This window comes from Streptomyces sp. NPDC104226, assembly GCF_055584085.1.
The window spans coordinates 115694-138092 of the sequence record NZ_JBVJMS010000001.1; the positions used below are offsets into that span (position 1 = coordinate 115694).

18 protein-coding genes are annotated in these 22399 nt (G+C 72.4%); 5 read left to right on the plus strand and 13 right to left on the minus strand.

Features of this window, described 5'->3' with window-relative positions; all coding sequences use genetic code 11:
- Window positions 1-97 precede the first annotated feature (97 nt).
- Both ACZ60J_RS00600 and ACZ60J_RS00605 read left to right on the plus strand, forming a co-directional pair.
- A complete protein-coding gene (locus ACZ60J_RS00600) occupies window positions 98-1519 on the plus strand; it encodes a lamin tail domain-containing protein (protein WP_469677649.1) in 1422 nt (473 codons plus the stop codon).
- Window positions 1520-1761: 242 nt separating this feature from the next.
- Entirely contained in the window at window positions 1762-2547 is a 786-nt protein-coding gene (locus ACZ60J_RS00605; protein WP_469677651.1) for a polysaccharide deacetylase family protein, read from the plus strand.
- A 61-nt stretch (window positions 2548-2608) separates the two neighbouring features.
- Here ACZ60J_RS00605 and ACZ60J_RS00610 read toward each other — a convergent pair whose 3' ends face one another.
- Together ACZ60J_RS00610 and ACZ60J_RS00615 are read right to left on the minus strand one after the other, a co-directional pair.
- The gene (locus ACZ60J_RS00610) at window positions 2609-4072 is read right to left on the minus strand and encodes a phosphatidylinositol-specific phospholipase C domain-containing protein (protein WP_469677653.1); all 1464 of its coding nucleotides are present in this window, start codon (window positions 4070-4072) and stop codon (window positions 2609-2611) included.
- Window positions 4073-4372: 300 nt separating this feature from the next.
- Window positions 4373-7807: a phosphocholine-specific phospholipase C gene (locus ACZ60J_RS00615; RefSeq protein ID WP_469677655.1), complete on the minus strand. Its 3435-nt coding sequence runs from the start codon at window positions 7805-7807 to the stop codon at window positions 4373-4375.
- Between the two features lie 238 nt (window positions 7808-8045).
- On the opposite strand from ACZ60J_RS00615, the gene ACZ60J_RS00620 reads away from it, so the two are divergent.
- Both ACZ60J_RS00620 and ACZ60J_RS00625 read left to right on the plus strand, forming a co-directional pair.
- On the plus strand, window positions 8046-8786 hold the full coding sequence (locus ACZ60J_RS00620; protein WP_469677657.1) for a nitroreductase family protein: 741 nt from the start codon (window positions 8046-8048) through the stop codon (window positions 8784-8786).
- Window positions 8787-8957: 171 nt separating this feature from the next.
- A complete protein-coding gene (locus tag ACZ60J_RS00625; RefSeq protein WP_469679073.1) occupies window positions 8958-10196 on the plus strand; it encodes an NAD(P)/FAD-dependent oxidoreductase in 1239 nt (412 codons plus the stop codon).
- Between the two features lie 30 nt (window positions 10197-10226).
- Here the strand turns inward: ACZ60J_RS00625 and ACZ60J_RS00630 are convergent, their stop codons facing one another.
- The 11 genes from ACZ60J_RS00630 to ACZ60J_RS00680 form a co-directional block, all read right to left on the minus strand.
- Window positions 10227-11732, minus strand: coding sequence for a cryptochrome/photolyase family protein (locus tag ACZ60J_RS00630; protein ID WP_469677659.1), 1506 nt, complete (start codon window positions 11730-11732; stop codon window positions 10227-10229).
- 91 nt (window positions 11733-11823) lie between these two features.
- Window positions 11824-12255 carry an SRPBCC family protein gene (locus ACZ60J_RS00635; protein WP_469677660.1) on the minus strand — a complete coding sequence of 144 codons (432 nt, stop codon included), beginning with the start codon at window positions 12253-12255 and terminating at the stop codon, window positions 11824-11826.
- Between the two features lie 12 nt (window positions 12256-12267).
- Window positions 12268-12780 carry a TspO/MBR family protein gene (locus tag ACZ60J_RS00640; protein WP_469677662.1) on the minus strand — a complete coding sequence of 171 codons (513 nt, stop codon included), beginning with the start codon at window positions 12778-12780 and terminating at the stop codon, window positions 12268-12270.
- A 56-nt stretch (window positions 12781-12836) separates the two neighbouring features.
- The gene (locus ACZ60J_RS00645) at window positions 12837-13016 is read right to left on the minus strand and encodes a DUF6480 family protein (RefSeq protein ID WP_469677664.1); all 180 of its coding nucleotides are present in this window, start codon (window positions 13014-13016) and stop codon (window positions 12837-12839) included.
- A gap of 128 nt (window positions 13017-13144) precedes the next feature.
- Entirely contained in the window at window positions 13145-15067 is a 1923-nt protein-coding gene (locus ACZ60J_RS00650; protein WP_469677666.1) for an SMI1/KNR4 family protein, read from the minus strand.
- A 65-nt stretch (window positions 15068-15132) separates the two neighbouring features.
- Window positions 15133-16353, minus strand: a complete 1221-nt coding sequence (locus tag ACZ60J_RS00655) for a phospholipase D-like domain-containing protein (RefSeq protein WP_469677668.1) — start codon at window positions 16351-16353, stop codon at window positions 15133-15135.
- Window positions 16354-16536: 183 nt separating this feature from the next.
- The gene (locus tag ACZ60J_RS00660) at window positions 16537-16899 is read right to left on the minus strand and encodes an STAS domain-containing protein (protein ID WP_469677669.1); all 363 of its coding nucleotides are present in this window, start codon (window positions 16897-16899) and stop codon (window positions 16537-16539) included.
- Between the two features lie 62 nt (window positions 16900-16961).
- Window positions 16962-17420, minus strand: coding sequence for a response regulator (locus ACZ60J_RS00665; RefSeq protein ID WP_469677671.1), 459 nt, complete (start codon window positions 17418-17420; stop codon window positions 16962-16964).
- Window positions 17420-19111: a sensor histidine kinase gene (locus ACZ60J_RS00670; RefSeq protein ID WP_469677673.1), complete on the minus strand. Its 1692-nt coding sequence runs from the start codon at window positions 19109-19111 to the stop codon at window positions 17420-17422. Before ACZ60J_RS00670 ends, ACZ60J_RS00665 begins: the two co-directional genes overlap by 1 nt.
- On the minus strand, window positions 19108-20406 hold the full coding sequence (locus ACZ60J_RS00675) for a PP2C family protein-serine/threonine phosphatase (protein WP_469677675.1): 1299 nt from the start codon (window positions 20404-20406) through the stop codon (window positions 19108-19110). The genes ACZ60J_RS00670 and ACZ60J_RS00675 overlap by 4 nt, the downstream gene beginning before the upstream one ends.
- Window positions 20407-20593: 187 nt before the next feature.
- Window positions 20594-21775, minus strand: coding sequence for a PP2C family protein-serine/threonine phosphatase (locus ACZ60J_RS00680; RefSeq protein WP_469677677.1), 1182 nt, complete (start codon window positions 21773-21775; stop codon window positions 20594-20596).
- Between the two features lie 104 nt (window positions 21776-21879).
- Here ACZ60J_RS00680 and ACZ60J_RS00685 point away from each other — a divergent pair, with 104 nt between their 5' ends.
- A complete protein-coding gene (locus ACZ60J_RS00685; protein WP_469677679.1) occupies window positions 21880-22386 on the plus strand; it encodes a MarR family winged helix-turn-helix transcriptional regulator in 507 nt (168 codons plus the stop codon).
- Window positions 22387-22399: the final 13 nt, after the last annotated feature.

Genomic DNA, 22399 nt, shown 5'->3' on the forward strand with positions numbered 1-22399 from the left:
CGTTCAGCGAAGGGCCCCCTCTCGGAGGGTGGCGGTTCGGGGCGGGACGCGAGCCTCGTGCCGCCTCGCACACCGCAACCACCTGAGGGATGTCCCCGTGACCGCATCGCGCGCCCCCCGTCGGCGCCACCGTCTCACCATCGTTCTCGCCGCCGTACCGGCACTCGCCGCGGGCATGCTGGTCGCCGCTCCCGCGCAGGCGGCACCCGCCGACGACATCCGCATCAACGAGGTGGTGACCACCGGGGACGTCGACGACTCGATCGAGCTCTACAACAAGGGCACCACGGCCGTCGACCTGTCCGGCTGGATCCTGAAGGACGAGAGCAACAGCTCCAAGTACAAGATCTCCTCGGGAACCACCCTGGCTCCCGGCGCGTTCCGGGCCTTCGACGTGCACGGTTCCTTCGGTCTGGGCTCCGGGGACAAGGCCCGTCTCTACCTGGCGGACGGCAGCACCCTGGTCGACAGCTTCACGTGGAGCGAGCATTCCGACCCCTCGTGGTCCCGCTGCGCGGACGGCACCGGCGCGTTCAAGAAGGCCTCGCTGACCCTCGGCGCGGCCAACGCCTGCGGTACCGGCGGCGGGGGCGGCACCACCCCGGTCGCCTGGCCCGGCGGCAGCTCGGTGGCCACCGCCGACGGCACCAACGTCTTCGGCCAGGACCTCAGCGGCCTGTACCAGGAGGGCGGGGTGCTGTGGGCCGCCCAGAACTCCGGGAAGCTGTGGCGGCTGCTGCCCAACGGCTCCGGCTGGACCCCGGACACCGCGGGCGGCTGGTCCTCCGGCAAGACCCTGCGATTCCCCGGCGGCGGCTCCGGCAGCCCCGACTCCGAGGGCGTCACCCTCACCGGCAGCGGCGCCGCGGGCGGCGTCTTCGTCGCGAGCGAGCGCAACAGCGCCTCGTCCGGCACCAGCCGGCTCTCGGTCCTGCGCTACGACGTGAGCGGCAGCTCCACCACGCTGACCGCCACCAAGGAATGGAACCTCACCTCCGACCTGCCGTCGACCGGCTCCAACGAGGGGCTTGAGGCGATCACCTGGGTCCCGGACAGCGCCCTGACCGCCGCCGGCTTCAAGGACGCCTCGACCGGCTCCGCGTACGACCCGGCCCACTACGCGGCCCACGCCGGCGGAGTGTTCTTCGTCGGCGTCGAGGGCACCGGTACGGTCTACGGCTACGTCCTGCTCGACTCCGGCGCCTTCACCAAGGTGGCCACCGTGTCCAGCGGCATGTCCGGCGTGATGGAGCTCCAGTGGGAACCGCAGGCCGCCCGCATGTGGGTGGTCTGCGACGACACCTGCGGCGGCCAGCACCGCACCCTCAAGGTCGACGCCGGCGGCGCCCTGGCCACCGTCGCCGTCTACAACCGGCCCAGCGGGATGCCCGACCTCAACAACGAGGGCTTCGCCGTGGCCGGCGCCGATCAGTGCGTGGGCGGCACCAAGCCGGTGACCTGGTCCGACGACGGCAACACCAGCAGCCACGCCCTCCGCCGGGGCACCCTCGCCTGCTGACAGCGGGGGCCGAGGGCCGGGGGCAGGGCGGGCGAGCGGTCAGGGCGGGTGACGTGACCGACCTCACTCCGCCCCGCCTCCGTCGCCCGGTCCCCGGGCGGAGCGGCGATTTCGGGCGTTCCGGACGGCCGGAGCTCCTTCGGATGGGCCGATCGGGGGAGGACGGCACCGAACCGGACGGCCTAGCCTGGACCCGCAGCTGACGTGAGCCGGGGGGCCGAGCACGAAGGAAGACCGTCTCCATGGGCATCACCCGCAGTTCCGCACGCCGCCTCCGGGCCGGATCCGCCGTCTCGGTCGCCGCCCTCGGCCTCCTGGCGGCCCTGGGCACGCCGGCCGTCGCCGCCCCGGCGGGCTCGGCCGACCGGAACGCACCGGACCGGGCCTCCGCCACGGTCGCCCACGGTCCCGCGCGGGTTCCGCTGGGCATCTCCCGGCTCGCGCAGGGCACGGGCCGCGACATCGCCATCACCGTGGACGACGGCCCGGACCCGCGCTGGACCCCCCAGGTCCTCGAGGTGCTGCGGCAGAACCACGTCAAGGCCACCTTCTGCATGATCGGGACTCGCGCGCAGCAGTACCCGGACCTGGTGCGTGCGGTCGCAGCCGACGGGCACCGCCTCTGCGACCACTCCGTCGACCACGACGTGACCATGGACCACAAGCCCGTCGCCTATCAGGAGCAGCAGATCCTCGACGGCAAGGCCATGATCGAGAAGGCGGCACCGGGCGTGCCGGTCGACTACTACCGGGCTCCGGGCGGCGCCTTCACCCCCGACAGCCGGGCGATAGCCGCGGCGAGCGGGATGCGCCCCCTGGGCTGGAGCGTGGATCCCAAGGACTGGAGCAGGCCGGGCCTGCCGGCGATCGTCGCCACCGTGGAGGGGAAGCTGCCCGCGCAGCCCACGGTCCTCTTCCACGACGGGGGCGGCGACCGCAGCGAGACGGTCGCGGCACTCAAGGAGTACCTGCCGTGGCTCAGGTCGCAGGGCTACACCTTCACCTTCCCGGAACGCACCACCCCGTAGGCCCGACCGGTGCGTCGAGGGCCCGGCCGAGGTGGTGGCCGGGCCCTGGTCGGGGGGAGGATCAGCGGGTCGGGCAGGAACTCTGGGTGACCTTGCCGGGCTTCGCGCTGATCGTCGCCGGGTCCATGGTCAGGCACTTGCCCGTCCACTGGTTGATGAAGTAATAGGCGCGGGTACCGCCGTACTGGTCGACCGGGATGACGTTCCACAGCTGGCTGCCGGAGAAGTTCTTGGTCTCGCACGGCCACCAGAAGAGCTGCGTCCCGTTGCCGGGCGGCGTGCCGTTGTTCCAGGGCACGGTCAGGCAGCTGCCGTTCCCCGCCTTGATCCAGTAGAAGCCCTTGCCGTCATAGGTCGGCTTGGTGGCCGTCCACTGGTGGCTGCTGGGCGCCGGAGTCGCACAGACCCGCTGGGTCACCAGGCCGCCGCTGCCGTCCGCGAACTCGTCACCGCGGACCATGCACCGGTTGGTGGCAGTGGTCTCCGAGGTCTGGCCGATGTACTGCTTGGAGGCGTTGACCGTCCACAGCGCCGGGTGCGGTGCGTAGGTGTAGCTGGTGTCGTTGAGCTCGTTCACCACCGACAGGGGCGTGACACCGTTGCTGTCGCCCTTCTCGTAGAAGTTGACGGCGGCGTAGTTCGGGTTGCGCTTCGCGACGCCGTCGCGGCATTCCTTGATGCGGGACTTGAGCGCCGCGCCGTTGTCCCCCGGTGCACGGGCCTCCGGGTTCGGCACGCTCGAATCGAACTGGTTCATCGTGTACAGCGGGGTCAGGGACGTGCCCGGCATGGGATTGGTCCCGAGCCCGTTGCCCGTGCGCGCCTCACAGCCGCCGGGCCGGTCGGAGTAGTCGTAGAGCGTCTCCACCGTGCGGTTCCAGGTGTACATGAGGGTCCCGTACTGGGCGCCGCCGGCCCCGGTGACGGGGACGTCTTCGGCCCACTTGTCCTGGAGCACCACCAAGCGGTGGTTGTCGGCAACCATGGAGCGCAGGAGCGGCCAGTTCTTGCGGTCGATGTCGTAGTCCGTGGACGAGAACAGCAGGTCCTTCGCGTTCTTGGACTCCAGCACGTCCGCGACGGCCTGGGTGAGCGACGCGCGGCTCGCGTAGTTCTCCAGGAAGACGGTGACCACTTCCTCGCGGTGGGCCTGCAGGTAGTCCACGACCCTCGCGAGTCCGCCGCGAAAGCTCTCGAAGCAGACCGCCGTGGAGTGGCAGAGCATCAGGTCGACGTCGCCCTCCTGGTTCACGGAGACGTCGTAGGTATCGAGCATCAGCGCGCGCACGCCGTCGCCCAACTGTCGCGAAATGTCGCGCGACTGGTTGCGCGGCGGCAGGATCCCCGAGGTCGCGTACGAGTTGTGGGTCGTCACCCACGACCACTGGTCGAGGCGCGCCATTCCGTACTTGTTGCCGGACGCGGCCGACGCGGACGTGGCGGCGGGCAGGGCCGCCGCCAGAACGAGCAGCGGAAGGACGGACAAAGCGAGCCTTCGCAGCACGTGGAAGCCTCTTGCGAGCATGTGGTTCCTCAGGGCAGGACGTTCGTCGGAGCCCCCATGGCTCCGCTATCGGTCCAGCAAACCCAGTGCACCGGATTCGGACCACGAAAATGCACCTGCAAAACTAGGGTGCGGCCTACTTTTGCAGGTCGGCCCGACCGGCCCCACTGTTTCAAGGCCGACCAGGGGGCTTGCGGTCCGGGCCGCGCACCAAGGCCCGGGCGTCCGCCACGCGTGTCCCGGCGCGGGCGACCACCATGTGGCGGTGGACGGCCCCTGACCGGGCCGGGCAGGGGCCGTCCGCTCCGTGGGCCGCGCCGCTCAGGCGTCCGTGACGGGGGACGTCGACAGGCGGACGTTGTCCACGGCCCAGAACCAGTTGTTGCCGGCCTGGTGGACGCGGAAGGCCGCCTTGGCCGAGGTCGCGCCCGGCGGCACGGGCACGGAGCCGGTCACCAGCCGGTTCCGCTGGTCCTGGCCCGCGTTGGTGTTCCCCGACTGCGCACTGGAGTAGTGGATCACCCGCGAGGTCTCGCCGGTGTCGAAGACGACGGTCACCTCCGCCTCCTGGGGGCTTTCCTGGCGGTAGTGCGAGTCGAAGGCCAGGTACAGCGTCCCGGTTCGCGCCGGGATCGGGACCGGGGGCGTGGTCAGCGTCGAATCGAAGGTGCCGCGCGCGGAAGGACTGCCCGTGTCGTCCCAGTCGTCGGGGTCGGCGACGGCGATGATGCCGAGGGCGCGGTCGAAGGCGGGACGCTCCTGGCCTCCGGGGAACCAGAACTGCCGGGTGAGGAAGGTCCAGCCGTTCAGCTCCCGGGTGCCCTGCGGCATGCCCGGGGCGTTGGTGACCGTCCAGCCCTCCGGCGGGGTACGGGTCCAGCCGGTCAGGCCGGGCCGGGAGAGGTCGGCGGCCGGTGCGAGGAGGGGCGCGAGGGACTCGAAGTCCTCGGCCAGGAGGTGTCCGGTCATGACCGGGCCGACACGGCCGGCCAGCGTCGCCGACGTGTTCCGCTCGCCGGGGGCTCCCGCGCGGACGGTGACGTCGAGCCGCGCCGCGGTACGGGCCGCGGAGGCCGGGGCGCTCACGTTCCACACGACCGTGCCCGAGGAGCGGGGCGCGATCGAGGCCGGGACCGCGGAGGCCGGGGTGGCGGTGAAGCCGTCCGGGGCGGCGAGGGCGACCGACAGGCCACGGAGGGGCGTGCTGCCCGCGTTGGTCACGGTCGCGGTCACGGCGAGCGGCTTGTCCGGTGAGAAGACGCAGCCGTCGGTGCCCGGCGAGGACGCGGGCGCGGTCAGGGCCACGCTCACCGCGGGGGCGACGGCCGCCCGCACCCGGGCGTCTGCGTGCCGCAGCAGACCGGAGCCCTCGCCGTGCACGGCGGCCAGCAGCAGGCCGGTGGTGGCGTCGGGGGCCGGGGTGACGGTGAAGCGGACGTCGACGGACGCGCCCTGGTCCAGACCCCGCGGAACGTTCCCGTGCGGCTTCGCGGTCCAGCCGGGCGGCACGACGAGGGCCACCGCGAGGTCGCGCAGCCGGCCGGCCTGCTGGTTGCGGACGGTCACGACGACCTCGGCCGGGTCGTTCTGCACCAGGGGGGCGTCCAGCGGAGGGAGCGGCTTCGGCAGTGTGATCGTGGTGGTCAGTGGCGCCGGGGTGCCGGTCGCCGGGTCGCTGGTTCCCTCCCGCTCGTCGGCGAGGCGCCCGGTGGCGCGGCGCAGGTAGCGCGGGTCGTCCTGGTCGAGGACCACGACGTCGTACCAGCCGTGGGCTGCGACGGGCAGGCTGACGGTGCGCTTGCGTCCGGGCGCCAGGCGCACGGTCTCGACGCGGTCGTGGCCTCGGCGGGCGTAGGTGCTCTCCCCCACCAGCAGTGTCCGGGCGCGTGCGGACGGGTTGACGCACTCGATGTCGACGGTGCGCTTCCCGGGCTGCTGGGAGACGGTCGCCTCGGCGCCCGCGGCGGAGCCCCGTAGCTCCCACAGCGACCAGCCCGGCCCGTGGACCTGCACATCGTACCCCTCGGCTCCGTGCGCGAGCGTGGCCGAGGCGCTGTCCCGGCCCGCGACGGTCCAGTTCCGGGGGGCGGTGGCGTCCCCCGGGTACGCGGTGAGGGCGGCGGCCCGTGAGCCGTTGTTGTCCAGGCGCAGGCGGACCTCGCCGGCCGTGACGTCGGCGCGCAGCGACAGCCGGTACGGGGAGGGGCGCGTGGGCCGTACGCCGGTCTCCTGGGTCGGCAGCACCTGCTGGGCGGGGGGTCCCGGGTTCCAGCGGCCGGTCGGGGCGGGTACCGGGCCGGGGGTCTTGACCTGGGGCTTGCGGCGCGCGCGGTCGAAATCGAAGGCTGAGGTGAGGTCGCCGAACACGCTGCGGCGCCAGGCGCTGATGTTGGGCTCCTGGACCCCGGTCCACTTCTCCAGGAAGCGGATGACCGAGGTGTGGTCGAAGGCTTCGGAGTCGACGAACCCGCCGACCGTCCACGGCGAGACGACGGTCATGGGCACGCGGGGGCCGGGACCGACGGGCCGCCCGCCGGTCCAGTCGTCGCCGTCCCCGCTGTCGGGGCGGGGCGCGGTGGGCGACGGAACGTGGTCGAAGTAGCCGTCGTTCTCGTCGAAGTTGATGAACAGCGCGGTCTTCGCCCACGTCGCGGGGTCGCTGGCGATCGCGTCCAGCAGGTCGTAGACCAGGCCGGCGCTGCCCGCCGGGGTGGAGGAGCTGGGGTGCTCCGACAGGGCCGCCGTCGGTACGACCCAGCTGACCTTGGGCAGGGTTCCCTTGCGGATGTCGTCCTTGATGCGGGTGACCAGGGTGCCCGGCGCGGAGCGCTGTGCGCCGCGCAGGAAGAGGCGGCGTTCGCCGTCGGGCAGGGAGTCGACGCCCTTCTGGAAGCGGGTCAGCGCGGCTTCGCGCTCGGCGTCCCCCAGGTCCCAGAGGCTGTCGTAGAACTCCTCGGTGGTGTGGTGGGTGAACCCGCCGGCGGCCAGGATCTTGGCGCCGATCCGCTTCCACGGCTTGAAGTACTCCACCGCGTTGTCGGTGAAGTTGTCCCACTCCTGGTAGATCTGCCAGGAGACCCCGGCGGCCTCCAGCCGCTCCGGGTAGGTGGTCCAGTCGTAGCCGGCGTGGGTGTACGCGTACGCGGCGTTCGTGACCGCGCGCCCGCCGCCGCCCGGCTCGAATCCGGTGGTCCCCGTCCACAGGTAGTTCCGGTTGGGGTTGGTCGAACCGAACACGGAGCAGAAGTACGAGTCGCAGATGGTGAACAGATCGGCCAGCTCGTGCTGGAGCGGGATGTCCCGGCGGTCGTAGAAGGCCATCGTGCCCTGGCCCTTGGCCGCGATCCAGTCGTTCCACCAGCCGCCCGCGCGGGCCTGGACCCCGTCGGTGAACCCGTGCGGCAGCGAGCCCAGGTACTGGATGTCGCCCTCGGGCCGTCCGGCGTCGAGGGCGGCCTTGCGCGCGGAGAAGGGCAGGACGGCCTGGCCTCCGGGGCGGGGCTGCTCGAAGACGCCGGCACCGTTGGGCAGGCGCAGGGCCCGGCGGTCGCCGAAGCCGCGCACCCCGCGCAGGGTGCCGAAGTAGTTGTCGAAGGAACGGTTCTCCTGCATCAGCACGATCACGTGCTCGATCGACCGGAGCCCTCCGCGTGGCAGGGGCGCGGCCATGGCCTGGTGCAGCGAGGGCGGCAGGAAGGACAGGGCGGAACCGGCCGCGAGTGTTCCGATGATCTGACGGCGGGAAAACGTGTGCATGCGGCGAGGCTAGGACGCAAGATCGACTGTCCGAAACCACCCAGACCGGGTATTTGACCACTGTTCACGCGCGCGTCACGGACCCCTCGGGCGGCGGAGCCACCGGCAAGGGCGACTCCGGTGACGGCCCGGCCGGCTCCCACCGGCCGGAACACACATGGTCCTCAAGGCGGTTGTGCGACGGAGCGGCCCCACGCGCCTGCTGCCGGCGGATGCGCGGCGTCTACACTCCGCGATCATGAACGCTTCTTCAGCATCCGCCGAGTCCACCGGCGCGGACACCCGCACCCAGCCGTCCCTCTTCGACACCATGTCCACCATGCGGGCGATGCGCCGCATCAAGCCCGATCCCGTCTCCGCCGACCTCGTGGAGCAGCTCGTCCAGGCTGCGGTCTGGGGCCCCAGCGGTGGCAACATGCAGCGCTTCGAGTACGTGGTCGTCACCGACCGGGAGGTCATGGCCCGCCTCGCCCCGCTCTGGAAGCGCTGCGTGGACGCCTACCTCGCCACCACCGGCGCCCTGGCCCCCGAAGGGATGGACAAGGCGGCCTACGGCCGTATGGTCGCCGCCATCGAGTACCAGCGCGACCACTTCGCCGACACACCCGTACTGATCGTCCCCTGCTACCAGTTCCCCGAGCCGCGGGTCACCGGGGAGGGCTACGCCGCCTCCGCACAGGCCCTCGGGCCTGAGGCCACCGAACGCATGATGGTGACGCAGGAACGTTTCATGGCCCTGGCGGAGGGCTCCTGCGTCTACCCCGGAGTGCAGAACCTGCTGCTCGCGGCCCGAGGCCTCGGACTCGCCGCGAACATCACCATCTGGCACCTGATGCTGGAACAGGAGTGGAAGGAAGCCCTCGGCATCCCCGAGGGCATGCGCACCTTCGCGGCGATACCCGTGGGCTGGCCGATGGGCAACTTCGGCCCGGTACGCCGCCGTCCGGTTTCCGAGGTGGTCCACCACAACCACTGGTGACCGCAGGGGACGCGTGTCCGCCCGGGGCCTACGCGGCGGGGAGGTGCAAGTCCGGCGCAGCCGCTCATCAGGAGGCACCGGCCGAGCGCGCCTGCGCCTGATCCGCGTCGATGCTCGCGTAGCGTTCCGAGTTCCGCACGATGCCGGCAAGGAAGGACGTCCGCGATGGGGATGACAGACGGCCCGAGCCCGGACGTGGTCGTCGTCGGGGCGGGCGCCGCCGGACTGGCGTGCGCGACCGACCTCGTCGCGGCGGGTCTGCGGGTCCGCCTGCTCGAAGCCTCCGATGCCGTGGGCGGCCGGATGCGCACCGACCGGATCCAGGGGTTCACGCTCGACCGCGGGTTCCAGGTCCTCAACACCGCCTACCCACAGGTCAAGCACCGCCTCGACCTGCGTCCGCTGCGGCTGCGGCCGTTCACGCCCGGTGTCCTGGTGCACACGCCCGACGGGCGCCGGCGGTTCACCGACCCCACCCGGCGTCTGCGGGACAGCGGTGACCTCCTCCCGGGCCGGCTCGCTTCGGCCCGGGACCTCGCGGCCCTCTCGGTACTGTCCGCCCGCGACGTACTGACCGCCCCGGCACGCCTTCGCAGCCGTCCTGACGCCACCACGCTCAGCGCACTGTCCGCTGCCGGATTCTCGCCCCGCTTCGTGGAGACGTTCTTCAGGCCGTTCCTGTCCGGCGTCTTCCTCGAGGACCGGCTCGAGACCTCGGCGCGGTTCTTCCACTTCGTCTGGCGTACGTTGCTGCGCGGCACGGTGTGCCTGCCCGCCGAGGGCATCGGTGCCGTGCCGGCCCAGCTCGCCTCCCGCCTCCCCGATGGCGTCCTGCACACCGACACCGCTGTCGCCGCGCTCACACCGGACGGCGTGTCGCTGGCCGGCGCGGGCGAGCTGCCCGCGCGCACGGTCGTCGTCGCCACCGGACACGCTGCCGCCGCACGGCTGCTTCCCGGGCTGGAAGTCCCCCGCGGCAGGACGGTCACGACCCTCTATCACGCCGCGGAGCGATCGCCGTTGGCGGAGCCGACGCTGGTCGTCGACACCGAGCGTCGGTTCCTGAACACCTGCGTCCTCACCGAGGTTCACGCCGGCTATTCCCCGGACCGGAGGGCGCTGGTGGCGACATCGGTTCTCGGTACGCCCGGGCCCGCGGAGGAACTGGCCGTCCGCGCGGCCCTGTCGGACGTGTACGGCGCGGACACCGAGACGTGGGAGCCGCTCCACCGTACGACCGTCCACGACGCGCTCCCCGCCATGCCCGCGCCGCTGCCGCTCTCCCGGACCACCCGCTTCGCCCCCCACCGGTACGTGTGCGGCGACCACCGGGCGACCGGTTCGCTGCAAGGCGCCCTCGCCTCCGGCACGCGGGCCGCCCGAGAGGTCCTCGCCGACTTCCGCAGCTGAGGGCGTCGGTACGGGTCGGGCGGACCGCTCTCAGGCCGGACCGTCGCCCGCATCGCGGTGCGCGCGCACGACCTCGGCCAGGTCGCCGAGCCGGTCCAGGCCCTGTACGGCGCGCGCCATGCGGGGGTTGGCCGCCAGGCGCGGGCGGTGCCGGTCGAGGAAGGACCAGTAGCCGACGGTGTACGGGCAGGCCCGTTCGCCGGTGCGGTCGGCCGGTCGGTACCGGCAGCCCTTGCAGAGGTCGCTCATCCGGTGGATGTAGGCGCCGCCCGAGGTGTAGGGCTTGGTGGTGATCAGGCCGCCGTCCGCGTACTGGGACATGCCCACCACGTTGGGCAGCATCACCCAGTCGTAGCCGTCGACGAAGCACCGGTGGAACCAGTCCGTGACCTGCGCCGGGTCCCAGCCGCGCTGGAGCGCGTGGCTGCCGAGGACCATGAGGCGGGGAATGTGGTGCGTCCACCCGGTGTCCCGTACCTGCGCCAGCACCGTGGACAGGCATCGGGCCTCCACGGCGTCCGCGTCCAGCTCGGCGAACCAGGCGGGGACCGGCGCGGTGTGGTGGAGCTCGTTGCGGTGCCGGTACTCCTCGCCGAGGTGCCAGTAGAGGTGCCACACGTACTCGCGCCAGCCGCAGACCTGCCGGATGAAACCCTCGGCGCTGTTGAGCGGTACCAGCCCGGCTCGGTAGGCCTCCTCCGCCCGGCGCACGCACTCCCACGGGTCGAGGAGGCCCAGGTTGAGCGATGAGGACAGCAGGCTGTGGCTCATCACGGGGTCGGCGGCCAGCACGGCGTCCTCGTGGGCGCCGAACCCGGCGAGCCGGTGGGTGACGAAGTGGTCGAGGGCGGCCAGGGCCTCGCGGCGGCTCGCGGGGAAGAGGCGCGGACCGTCGCGCCCCACGAAGCTGATGCCCTCCTCGCGTTCCCAGCGGTCCAGGTCCCGCCGGACCTCCTCGTCGATCTCGTCCTCGTGCGGCCGGTACGGCTTCGGCGCGCCCAGGGTGGCGCGACCGCTGGGCGGGGGCTCCCGGTTGTCGTGGTCCAGGTTCCACCGGCCGCCCATCGGCCGGTCCCCCTCCATGAGGATGTCGTGAGTGCGGCGCGTGTGCTGGTAGAGGTTCTCCTGCAGGAGGCGGTGGCCCTGCTGCCGCGCCGCCCAGTCGGCGAACTCCCGGTGTCCGACCACGAATCCGCGAGCCGGGTGGACCGTGACCTGCGGCAAGGACGTCACCAGCGCGAGGGCCGCGCGGGAGGTGGGGTGGTGCACGGTGACGGGCGCGTCGCCCACGGCCCGCGCCAGTCCCTCCCGGTAGGTCTCCGCCTGGATGTACTGGGCTCGCTCGCCCAGGTCCGCCGCCCGGTGCCGCATGGCGCTGAGCACGAGATGGGCCTTGGCGCGGTGGAACCGGCGCCGCCGCAGCACGGCCAGGGACTCGATCAACAGCCACCGGGTGTTCCTCGGTGTCCCGCCGGCAGCGGTGGCGGTGAAGTGCGGGCCGAGCTGGTCCCCGAACAACCAGTGCACTGAACTCATCCCCGCATCCAATCCGTACGGACCGGGCCGGCCCCGGCAGACGCGGCCGACCGGCAGTCCCCGGAACGCACGTGCGGAGCCGTCACACGCGTCACAGTCTGCCCAGCACCTGGGGCATCACCCGCTCCACCTCGTCCGCCAGCCGGTCGAAGTCCTTCCGCAGGAACGGAGCGGCGAGCTTGAGCAACCCCTTGAAGTCGAGCCGCGCCCGGTACGTGATCAGTGTTCCCGTCGCGGCGGAGGTGAGGAGGAGATCGTCCGTCGTGGTCACCGACGAGTTCTCGCCGACGAAGGACACATGCTCCTCGTCCAGGCGGACCAGCCGGTACGTGAGACGCGTTTCCCGGCCGCGGAACACGGACACATTGCTCCACGTCGATCCCACCCGGACAGGCCCCTCGTCGAGCCGATCGCACGTTCTGGTGCCGGGATCCCACTCCGTGGTGTGGGAGAAGTCCTTCAGGTAGTCGACGAGTACCGCCCGCGGGGCAGGAACGACGAACGAGCGCTGGACGGCGACCACGGCGGCTGCTCCTCAGAAGGGGCGGAACGGTTTCTCTTTGCTCTTCCCTTCGAACCAGGCTGTCGGATGCACCTCGCCGACCCGCTGTGGGGCTGCGTTGCGTCGTGCGATGTCGACGTTCAGCGCCGTGGCGAAGGCGCACCATGCGGCGTAAGGGCCGAGGGCGCGGGCTGCGGACGGATCACTGCGATGCATCCGGCGCAGGAGCTGGAGATTCGACAGGTCGAGCAGCACGGTTCCCACCACCCCGGATGCCGGACTCCTACGACCGAAGAACGCCCAGCTCCATGCCGCGTTCAGGGCCAGGTTCGCACCGAGGCCGAGCCCCAGTGCGCGGCGTTCGGAACCGGGTGCTCGTGCGAGCGCGTGCCCACCGGCCCAGGCGATCGTGGCGTACAGGGGGGTCCAGACCAGGCCGAAGGCCCAGGCCGGCGGCTGCCAGGGCGGCTTGTGCAGCGCGCGGTACCAGTCGCTGTCAGGGTCGACGGCCACGCCGCCCAAGGCGGCGCCGGCGGCTACGGCCACCGCGCACGCTGCATATGGCTTCCATCGTTCCACGACCGGACCGCCCCCGAACCGCTCTACAGGCCCGCGACGCGTGCCACGAAGAAGCCCGCCACCAGGACAGCGCCGAGGACGATCAGACCGAGGAAGAACCACGGGTGCTCCCACACTCCGCCGTCGGGACGCTCCTGGTGGGCCTCGGCCGTGGAGCCCTCCACGGCCGGGGTTTCCTCCGGTACCGCAGGATGGACGTTCATGCCGCCTCCTCCGCGAGATGAGGTGGACCGTTCACTCCACTGTCCGGTGTCGGCCGGGCTGCCGCATCGTGCACCGTTCGTGCACCGTTTGCCCGCCACGCCCCGTCCGGTCCGCCCGCTTCGCGGGTTCAGCCGCCGGTGCCACCGGCGCCGTGCCGCAAGCGGGTGAAGGTGAGCACGGCGTACGTCTCGCCCTCGCGCGGTGCCCGGGACCAGGAGCGCGTCGTGAAGGAGCTGAGGCTGCCCCGCGCCAGGGCGAACCGGGGCAGGGAGAGACCGAGTTCGCTCTGCAGGGCCCGGAGGGCTGCCCGCTCATCCTCGGGCTCGGTGGTGCTCCGGGGGAAGAGGGCCGCGGGATCCAGGCCCGGCGGTATCGCACCGGAGCGCTCGATGTCGGCGCCCCGGACGGTGAAGGCGAAGATTTCCTTGCCGTCCTCGGCCACCGATACGTGGAACGCGCTGGGAGCCGCGCCCGGGTGCTCGCTTCTCGGCTCTCGCCACACCGCCACCGCACGGCCCGCCACGGAGGCGCCCGGCGCGAGGGACACGTACCGCCGCCCGTCCAGGTGGCGCGCGCTGCCCTCGAAGGCAAAGGCCCAGCCCTCGGCCGTCCGGCCGAGGGCGACCCGGGCCCGGTCCTCCCATGCGGGGACGTCCTCACGCGACTGCCGCGACATCCCCCAGTACCCGAAGGGAGCCGTCGGCGGCTTCGCCACGGCCCCCGGCTCGCCGATCAGGGCGGGCAGCGCTGCCGGTTCGACCCCTTCGACCCACAGGCACCGGTACCCGGAGTCCGGACGGTAGTTGCCCGCGGAGTCGGTCAGCCACGACAGGCCCGGCGGGTCGAGCCCCGGGAGGGGCACGGGCAGCGGCCCCGTCTCCCCCGACCGGGGGACCGAGAGCAGCTCGCGGCCGCGCTCCGCGGTGACCAGCGGGCCCAGCACCGGGTCGGCGAGCAGGCCGACGGGGGCGATCAGGTGGGGCCCCGGAGACTGCCAGGCGGGCAGCGCTTCCCGGAGGGCGGACCACGCGGAGTCGGTCTGGCCCCAGCGGGCCGCCTCCCTGGCTCCGGCCACGGCCCGGCCCCATGCACCGGGCGGCGCGTAGCGGTGGGTGCCGTCCCGTACCCCGTCCAGCACGGCCGCGGCGGTGTCCCGCGCGATCCCGCGCGCGGCCATCATCCGCAGCCAGCCGTCGTCCCCGCCGAACCGCCCGGGGCTGTGGGCCGGTTCTGAGGCCTCCAGCGGGAGGAGTTCCGCCGAGTAGTGCGGATCCGCCACGAGCAGACCGTACGCGTGGACCGCGCTGCCGCCCGACAGCCCGCGGATCTGGCCGGCCAGGAAGTGACTGAAGGGCCGGCCGAAGGCGGCTGCCTCCTCCAGCAGGGGCAGCGCCTCCTCGTGGCGTCCGCGCAGGGCCAGGAGCCGTGCTTCCTCGACGCGTGCGTCCTGCGCCCGCGTGGTCGCGTTCACGAAGTCGGGCTGGGCGGCCCGGTCGCCGTGGAAGCCGCGGTACATGGCCTCCATGTACGCCCGGAACGACGGGTAGCGGCGCGGGGTCTCACCGTTCCAGCCCCTGTAGACGTACAGCGCCCATTCGCCGTCGGGGCCGGTGTCTCCCGGGTCGAGGAGCGCGTTCGTCATGTCGGAGTCCGTCTCCAGCCGCAGCGCCCGGCGCCACATCCCGGCCAGGAGGACTTCCTGCGGGTCCGGGTCCCGCCCGAGGGTCTCCTCGTCCGTCGGGGTCATGCCGAACGGGTCCCCGAACCAGTCGATGTCCGCGACGCCGCCGAGCCGGTACACCCCGGCGGTCTCGTCCACGTACCATCCGTCGCTCACCGCCAGGAACGCGCGGTACGAGGGCGGCAGCCGCCTGCCCAGCCGCTCCTCGGCCCCTGCGATCGCCGCCTCGTCCGCGCCGGGACGACCGGGCAGTCCACCGTCGTCCACGGCACCGTCCGACTCGTCCGCCTCGTGCGCGTCCTCGCGCGGTACCCACTCGGCCTGCCAGCGCCCAAGGAAATCCTGCCAGTTCAACGACTCGTCGCTCATGCCCCGAGAGTGCCACCCGGCACTGACAGCCACGACTGCGGCAAACGGATGCGCACCGCCTGCTGTCAGAGGAAACGGCGCAGCGGCTGGACGGCCAGTTCCCGGGCGCGCTGCGGCAGTGAACGGCGCCGCCAGCGCTTCGCGTCGATCCGTGTGCTGACGGTCAGGTCCTGGTCGTACTGGTCGTCCAGGGTCCGGGTGAAGGCCGGGTCCATCACGGCGAGCATCACCTCCTCGTCGTGGTCGAGGGAGCGGCGGTTGAAGTTCGACGAGCCGATGAGGGACAGCACCCCGTCCATGGTCATGATCTTGGCGTGCATCATCGTCGGCTGGTACTGGTGGATGCGCACGCCTGCCGCGGCCAGTTCCTCGTAGTGGTGCTGTCCCGCGAGCTGGCAGACCCGCTTGTCGGTGTGGGGTCCGGGCAGCAGGATCTCCACCGTCACGCCCCTGCGCGCCGTGTCGGCGAGCAGGCCGACGAAGTACTCGTCGGGGGCGAAGTAGGCCGTGGCCAGGCGGACCCGCTGTTCGGCGGATTCGAGGACCACCCGCATGAGGGTCTGCATGTCCTGCCAGCCGAACGCGGCCGAGCCCCGGACCACCTGGACCACGGCGGAGCCCGCGGGGGCGTGGTCCACGAAGCGGTCGCGTTCGTCGAACAGTTCGGGGTGGCACTCCGCCCAGTTCTGGGCGAAGGCCGCGGCGATCCCGTCCACGGCGGGTCCGCGGACCTCGGCGTGCGTGTCGCGCCACTCCCCCGGGCCCCGGGCGTCGCCGCACCATTCCTCGGCGATGCCCACGCCTCCGGTGAAGGCGGTGGTCTCGTCGACGACGAGGACCTTGCGGTGGCACCGGTGGTTCTGCTTCAGCGGGGAGAGGAAGGCGGGTTTGCGGAACCAGGCGACGTCCACTCCGGACTCGGCCATCCGGTCCAGCAGGTCCCGCTCGATCAGGCGACTGCCGAATCCGTCCAGGAGCAGCCGTACCCGTACGCCCTCGCGCGCCCGTTCCGCCAGGGCCTCCGCGAAGCGGCGGGCTATGTCGCCCTTCCAGTAGACGAAGGTCATCATGTCGATGGTGTGGCGGGCACCGCCGATGGCGTCCAGCATCGCCGTGAAGATCTCGTCGCCGTTGCGCAACGGGAGCACGGAGTTGCCCTCGGTCGCGGCGATGCCGATCAGCCGCTCCAGCCGCCGGCGGATGCGGCGGATCTGCTCGTCGTGCGGCGCCGCACCGGCACCCGCGCTGGCCGTGGCGTGGGCGGGGGTCGTGTCGGTCCGGGTCAAGGCGGGGCCTCCTCGAGGTCGTGGCGGGCGGGTCCGTTCGCCCGGGCGCGGCGCGGTGCCGGATACCGGTCCCGCGCCGCGCCCGTGCTGTTCGACGCCCGTATGGCCGGGCTCGCGGGATCCAAACCCGCGCAGCCGCATCGGAGTCGGGCCCGGGGCAACTCCGCCGGGGCCGGGGACCGGTCAGAACTCCCTGGGCGGGACGGTCATGACGCTCGCCTCGGCGACGCTCTGCGCGGTGGCGAACGCGATCTCGGCGCCGGTGAGTTCGAGGAGCCTGGCGAGCCTGGGCGGGACGGTCCCCGCCAGGATCACCGGCCGTTCCCTGGCGGGTTGCAGGAGAACGCCGAGTGCGGTGGAGTCCACGAAGGTCACCTCGGCCACGTCCAGGACGTAGCGGGCGACGCCCTCCGCCTCCGGGTCCATGGCGGCCCGCAGGGCTGCCACGTTGTCCATGTCGAACTCGCCCGCCATGACCACGATGCGCACGTCCCCTTCGGACCGTGTCGTCACGTGGCTGCGCGGTTTCGGGTCGTGTGCATCCATGTGCGTCTCCGCCTTTCCACGTCTCTGATCGTGTTCTCGGCCCATGTGCCGGTGCCCCTGCCCTACAGTCCGCGGGGCAGTTTGACCACGGTGACGAAGAAGTCGTCGATCTGCTGGATCGCCCGGATGAACTGGTCGAGGTCCACCGGCTTCGTCACGTAGGCGTTGGCGTGCAGTTTGTAGCTGCGCAGGATGTCCTCCTCCGCGGCGGAGGTGGTGAGCACGACCACCGGGATGTGGCTCAGCTCCGGGTCCGTCTTGATCTGCTGGAGCACCTGCCGGCCGTCGTACTTGGGCAGGTTCAGGTCGAGGAGGATCAGGTCGGGACGCGGGGCGTTGGTGTGCTCGCCGCGCCGGTAGAGGAAGTCCAGCGCTTCCAGGCCGTCCCGCACCACGTGCAGGACATTGCCGATCTTGTTGTCCTCGAAGGCCTCACGGGTCATCAGCTCGTCGCCGGCGTCGTCCTCCACCAGCAGTACCTCTGCGGGGGTGGCGCGGCGGCGGTCGTCGGATTCGGTCATCAGGGGGTTCCTTCGGCTGGTACGGGTGCCTCGTCCGCGGCGGCGGAAGCGGAAGCGGGCCCGTCGGTGGGCCCGTCGGCGGATTCGGCGGCGGGCTCGATCACGGGCAGGGTGAAGACGATCCGGGTGCCCACCTGCTGGGCCGTGTCGAGGTGGATGTGACCGCCCGCGTGCTCGACGATCTTCTTGCACAGCGAAAGCCCGATCCCGGTTCCGCCGTACGCCTCCCGGCCGTGCAGCCGCTGGAAGATGACGAAGACCTTCTCCGCGAACTCGGCCGGGACCCCGATGCCGTTGTCCGTGACCGCGAAGGTGTGCAGGCCGGATCCGCCGGCCGGAGCCTCGACCACGGACACCTCGACCCGTGGCGGACGGTCGGGCGACCGGAACTTGACGGCATTGCCGATCAGGTTCTGCCAGAGCATCGTCAGCAGCGTCGAGTCGCCCAGCACGTCCGGGAGCCGGTCGGGGCGTACGATCTCGGCGCCGCTCTCCTCGACGGCGGTGCTCAGGTTGCGCAGCGCCCGGTCCAGGGCGGTGTCCAGGGCGACCGGCTCGCGTCCGTCCTGGACCCGGCCGACCCTGGAGAACGTCAGCAGGTCGTTGATCAGCACCTGCATCCGCTTGGCACCGTCCACCGCGAAGCCGATGTACTGGGTCGCGCGGTCGTCGAGCTGGTCTCCGTACCTCTTCTCCAGGAGCTGGCAGAAGGAAGCCACCTTGCGCAACGGCTCCTGGAGGTCGTGCGAGGCGACGTACGCGAACTGCTCAAGTTCGGCGTTGGAGCGGCGCAGCTCCACCGTCTGGGCGTCGCGTTCCGCCGCGATGCGGTCGAGGCGCTCCGCGTTGCGCCTCGACGCGGTGAGCTCGGTGACGGTCCGGTGCCGCATGGCCTCCACCGCGCCGGCCACGGCCCGCAGGTCGGCGGGGCCGCGGAGCGGGATCTCCTCGTCGAAGGCGCCGTCCGCGACCCGCTGCGAGGCCGTGCGCAGCTGGGCGAGCGGCCTGAGCACGCCCACGTGCAGCAGGACGGCGAGGCCGGCGGCGACGAGCAGAAAGGCCGCGGCGATCGCGAGCAGGATGTGGTCGCGCTTCGAGCGCGCCTCGCCGAAGGTGGTGCGGGCCTCGGCCTGGATGCGGTTCAGCCGGTCCTGCTGGTCGGTGATCCGGTGGCGGAGCTCGTCGAACCGGTCCTTGCCTGTCTGGACCGAGGGCGGGGCTCCCCCGTCGTCCACGGCGGCGATGGCCGGTGCCGCGAACTGCTCGCGCCAGAGGCGGGCGGCCGCTTCCACGGCCTCCAGGTCCGCCCGGGCCCCGGCGTCGTCGTCGAGCACCTCGGAGAGGCGTTGCACGGCCTCGCGTTCGTTCGCCAGGCCGCGTTCGTAGGGTTCCAGCAGTTCCGGCTCGCGGGCCAGCAGGTAGCCGCGGATGCCGGTCTCCTGGTCCAGGAGGGCGCTCTCCAGCCGCAGGGCGTCCCGCTGTGCGGGCAGGATCCCGTCGACGAGCCGGTTTCCGGCCGTGGTGGTGTGCGAGAGGAGGGTGGCCCCGAGGGCGCCCGTTCCCACGATCATGAGGGCAAGGACCGCCAGTACGGCGGTGAGCCACCCGCGCAGGCTCGTCCGGTGCCGGCCCGGGGGCCGGCCGCCGGCCCGTTCCGGGGGCTGTTCGGGGGGCTGTACCGAGGGGTTCACGTGGGGGTGTTCCATTCGAGGTGGAGGACGGCGACGTCGTCGGCCAGGCCGCCCCAGTCCGCGGCCAGGCCCTGTGCCTCCTGGATGAGCGAGTCGACGAAGGGTTCGGCGGGCAGGTCCGGGTGCCGGCGGGCGATCGTGAGGAGTCCCCCCTCGTCGAGGCGGTCCGGCCCGGGGCCGACGCGTCCCTCGATCAGGCCGTCGGTGAAGAGCACCACCGCGCCGTCCGCCTCCAGCGGGACCTCCGTGACCGGCCAGCCGGCTCCCCAGCCCGGCAGTATCCCGAGCGCGGGCCCGCCGGGAACCACCTTCAGCTCGACGTCGCCGGCGCGGCGGATCAGGAAGCCGGGGTGGCCCGCGCGCTGGACGTGGACGGCGCCGGCGCCGGACGGGCGGGTGAGGGAGACGAGCGTGGCGAAGATCTCCGGGCCGGAGCGCTCGGCGAGCAGGATCCGCTCCAGCAGCCCGAGGAGCTCGGCGCCCCGGGCTCCTGCCATGACGAAGGACCGCCAGGCCACGCGCAGGCACACGCCGAGCGCGGCCTCGCTCGGGCCGTGGCCGGAGACGTCGCCGACGACCGCGTGGGTGGCCCCGTCGGGTGTCTGCACGACGTCGTAGAAGTCACCGCCGAGCAGGGTCTGGGAGCGGCCGGGCTGGTACCTGGCGCAGATGGTGACGGCGTCACCGCCCGGGTCGTCGAGCAGCAGCGGGGTCGGCAGCAGGCCGCGTTCGAGGCGGGCGTTCTCCTCGGCTCGGAGCCGGCCCGCCTGGAGGGCGGCGGCGGCCAGCTCGGTGCGCTTGCGCTGGATGGCGTAGCGGATGGCCCGCATGAAGACGTCGGGTTCGAGACGTCCCTTGAGCAGGTAGTCCTGGGCTCCGGCGGCGACGGCGGCAAGCCCCGCCCGTTCCTCGGAGAGCCCGGTGAGGACGACCACGGCGGTTTCGGCGGCCGCGGCGAGGATCCTCTTCAGTCCCTCCAGTCCCTGGGCGTCGGGCAGGTGCAGATCGAGCAGGACGCACTGCGGGGCCTCGGACTCCAGCAGTCCCAGGGCGCCTGCGAGGGAGCCGGCCCTGCCGAGGCGGACCTCGATCCCGCTGTCCTCCACGAGTTCCTCGACGAGCAGGGCGTCGCCCTCGTCGTCCTCGATGAGCAGGACGTACGGCGGTACCCCGCTCCACAGGGCGAGGGAGTCGTCGGCTTCCCCCCGTGCGGACCCCGGGTCCGGATTCGGCTCCTGCGGCGAGGGTATGCGGGCCTTCAGGTGCTGGGCCCCCAGCCCGAGAGTGCTCCCCATGGCGTCGCGTTCGTCCCTTCCCAGCGCTGGTGTGGAAGCTCCCCGGACGCCTGGCCACGTCGAGGCAAGCGTAGAGCGATCATTTGCCGTTAGGCAATGTTTTACGACGTCAATGATTGTGTCATCCCTCCGGTCCGGCGGTGCACCCGCCTCCGGAATGCGGCGCAGGGCCGCGGCGGAGCGCCGCCTACGTCTCGCGCGGCTCCGTACCGGGGCGTCCGTGCCAGTCGAGGCAGACGACCAGGGCGTCGTCGACGGCCTCGATCCCGCCGCGGTGGCCGGCCAGTTCCTCCAGGAGCGCCCTCGGTACCTGGGAGGGCGGCAGCAGCCGGGTCCTGAGGACGGCGCGGGCCAGGGCGTGCAGGCCGTAGGCCTCCCCCGCCGGGGACAGGACGTCGTAGACGCCGTCGCTCAGGAACAGCAGCCTGTCGCCGGGCAGCACCTTCATGCGCTGGCAGGTGTAGACGGTGTCCTCGAACATGCCGAGCGGCAGCTGGGCCTCCAGCGCCACCGGTTCCACCACGCCCGCGCGCAGGCGCCAGATGCGGGGTGACCCGGCGTCCACGACGTCGACCTCGCCGGTGTCCAGGTCGAAGCGGAGCAGCAGGAGCGCGAGGTGGCTCCGCCCCTGGTACTGGCCGTAGACCGCCTGGTCCGCGAGGGCCGCCTGGTCGGCGAGGCCGAGGTCGGCCCGTCGCGCGTTGCGCAGTGCGCTGACGGCGAGGCTGGTGAGCAGGGCCGCATCGATCCCCTCGCCCGTGCCGTTGTTGACGGCCAGCGTCAGGTGGTCGGCCGACGCCGACCAGTCGAAGCTGTCGCCGTGCACCGCGTAGGCGGGCTCCAGCTGGCCGCCGAGGTCGTACTCGGGCCGGGAGGTGGAGCGTCCCGGGAGCAGCTGCCACTGGATCTCGGCGGCCAGGGTGAGCCGCTTGGCCCTGCGCGCCTGGAGGAAGACGTCGGTCTCGCGGTCCGCGACGAGGATCTCGTGGGCGAGTGCGTCCGCCACCTCTCCGAGCGGGCCGAGTCTCCCCGGGGTGTACGCGCCGTCCTCGTAGCGGACGCTCAGCACGCCGAGGCGGTCCCCTCGCACGCTGACCGGCAGGTGCACCGTGACGCCGCCCGGCCCGTCGGCCACGTACGGTTCCTGCGAGCCGAAGGCGCGGCCCTCGGCTCCGTTGCGGGCGGAGACGGACTCGGTCGTGAAAGGGTGCCGGGTGACCGTCTGGAGCCGCGTCGAGGCGTAGTCCGCCATCAGCAGTTCGGCCCCGCTCGCCCCGTGCTCGCGCACCAGGGCGGCGCGGACCTCGTCGAACAGCGCGTGGGGGGCCGCGCCCCGCAGTGCGCGTCCCGTTCCTTCGTCTCCGGCCACCGGTCCGATGCCGCCTCTCGTGCAAATGACAAAATGGGGAGCCGCGAACCGCTGGTCCGCCACCACCGGGGAGGGCGACCTGTTCGCCCGGTAGGGAGTGTCACATGGATCAACCGCAGATCGGCACGGACGGACCCGCCGTGTCCGCGGTAGCGGTTGCGGAGATGAGTGCGCTGATCGAGCTGCTGGAAGTGGTCTGGGAACGGGGCCGCGACACGGCGAGCGCCCCGCCGGTCTCCTCCGCCCAGGCTCGGGTGCTGTTTCTCGTCGACGGGCACGGGGAGCTGAACCCGGGGCAGCTCGGCAGACTGCTGGAATCGGCTCCGCCTTCGGTGACCAGGCTCTGCGACCGCCTCCAAGCGGTCGGATTCCTGGAGCGCCGTCCGGCTCCGGACAACCGCCGCGAGGTGCTCCTGCGCCTGACGCCGGCCGGACGGGCCTACCTCGACCGGCTGCGCGTGCGTCGGCGCGAGGCGCTGTCCACGGCCATGGCCACCATGTCCGCGGCCTCGCGGGCCGCGCTGGCGTCGGGGCTGGCCGAGTTCTGTTCGGCGGTCGCCACCCCGCTGAGGCTGCCTTCCCGGCAGGACGCGGTCCCCCGGTCGGCCTGAGGCACCCGCGAGC

Bases quoted from the DNA above. Each gene is read 5' to 3' on its own strand.
- ACZ60J_RS00605 (WP_469677651.1), top strand. From the start codon at position 1,762: ATGGGCATCACCCGCAGTTCCGCACGCCGCCTCCGGGCCGGATCCGCC.
- ACZ60J_RS00610 (WP_469677653.1), bottom strand. From the start codon at position 4,072: ATGCTCGCAAGAGGCTTCCACGTGCTGCGAAGGCTCGCTTTGTCCGTC.
- ACZ60J_RS00615 (WP_469677655.1), bottom strand. From the start codon at position 7,807: ATGCACACGTTTTCCCGCCGTCAGATCATCGGAACACTCGCGGCCGGT.
- ACZ60J_RS00620 (WP_469677657.1), top strand. From the start codon at position 8,046: ATGAACGCTTCTTCAGCATCCGCCGAGTCCACCGGCGCGGACACCCGC.
- ACZ60J_RS00625 (WP_469679073.1), top strand. From the start codon at position 8,958: ATGACAGACGGCCCGAGCCCGGACGTGGTCGTCGTCGGGGCGGGCGCC.
- ACZ60J_RS00630 (WP_469677659.1), bottom strand. From the start codon at position 11,732: ATGAGTTCAGTGCACTGGTTGTTCGGGGACCAGCTCGGCCCGCACTTC.
- ACZ60J_RS00645 (WP_469677664.1), bottom strand. From the start codon at position 13,016: ATGAACGTCCATCCTGCGGTACCGGAGGAAACCCCGGCCGTGGAGGGC.
- ACZ60J_RS00650 (WP_469677666.1), bottom strand. From the start codon at position 15,067: ATGAGCGACGAGTCGTTGAACTGGCAGGATTTCCTTGGGCGCTGGCAG.
- ACZ60J_RS00660 (WP_469677669.1), bottom strand. From the start codon at position 16,899: ATGGATGCACACGACCCGAAACCGCGCAGCCACGTGACGACACGGTCC.
- ACZ60J_RS00665 (WP_469677671.1), bottom strand. From the start codon at position 17,420: ATGACCGAATCCGACGACCGCCGCCGCGCCACCCCCGCAGAGGTACTG.
- ACZ60J_RS00675 (WP_469677675.1), bottom strand. From the start codon at position 20,406: ATGGGGAGCACTCTCGGGCTGGGGGCCCAGCACCTGAAGGCCCGCATA.
- ACZ60J_RS00685 (WP_469677679.1), top strand. From the start codon at position 21,880: ATGGATCAACCGCAGATCGGCACGGACGGACCCGCCGTGTCCGCGGTA.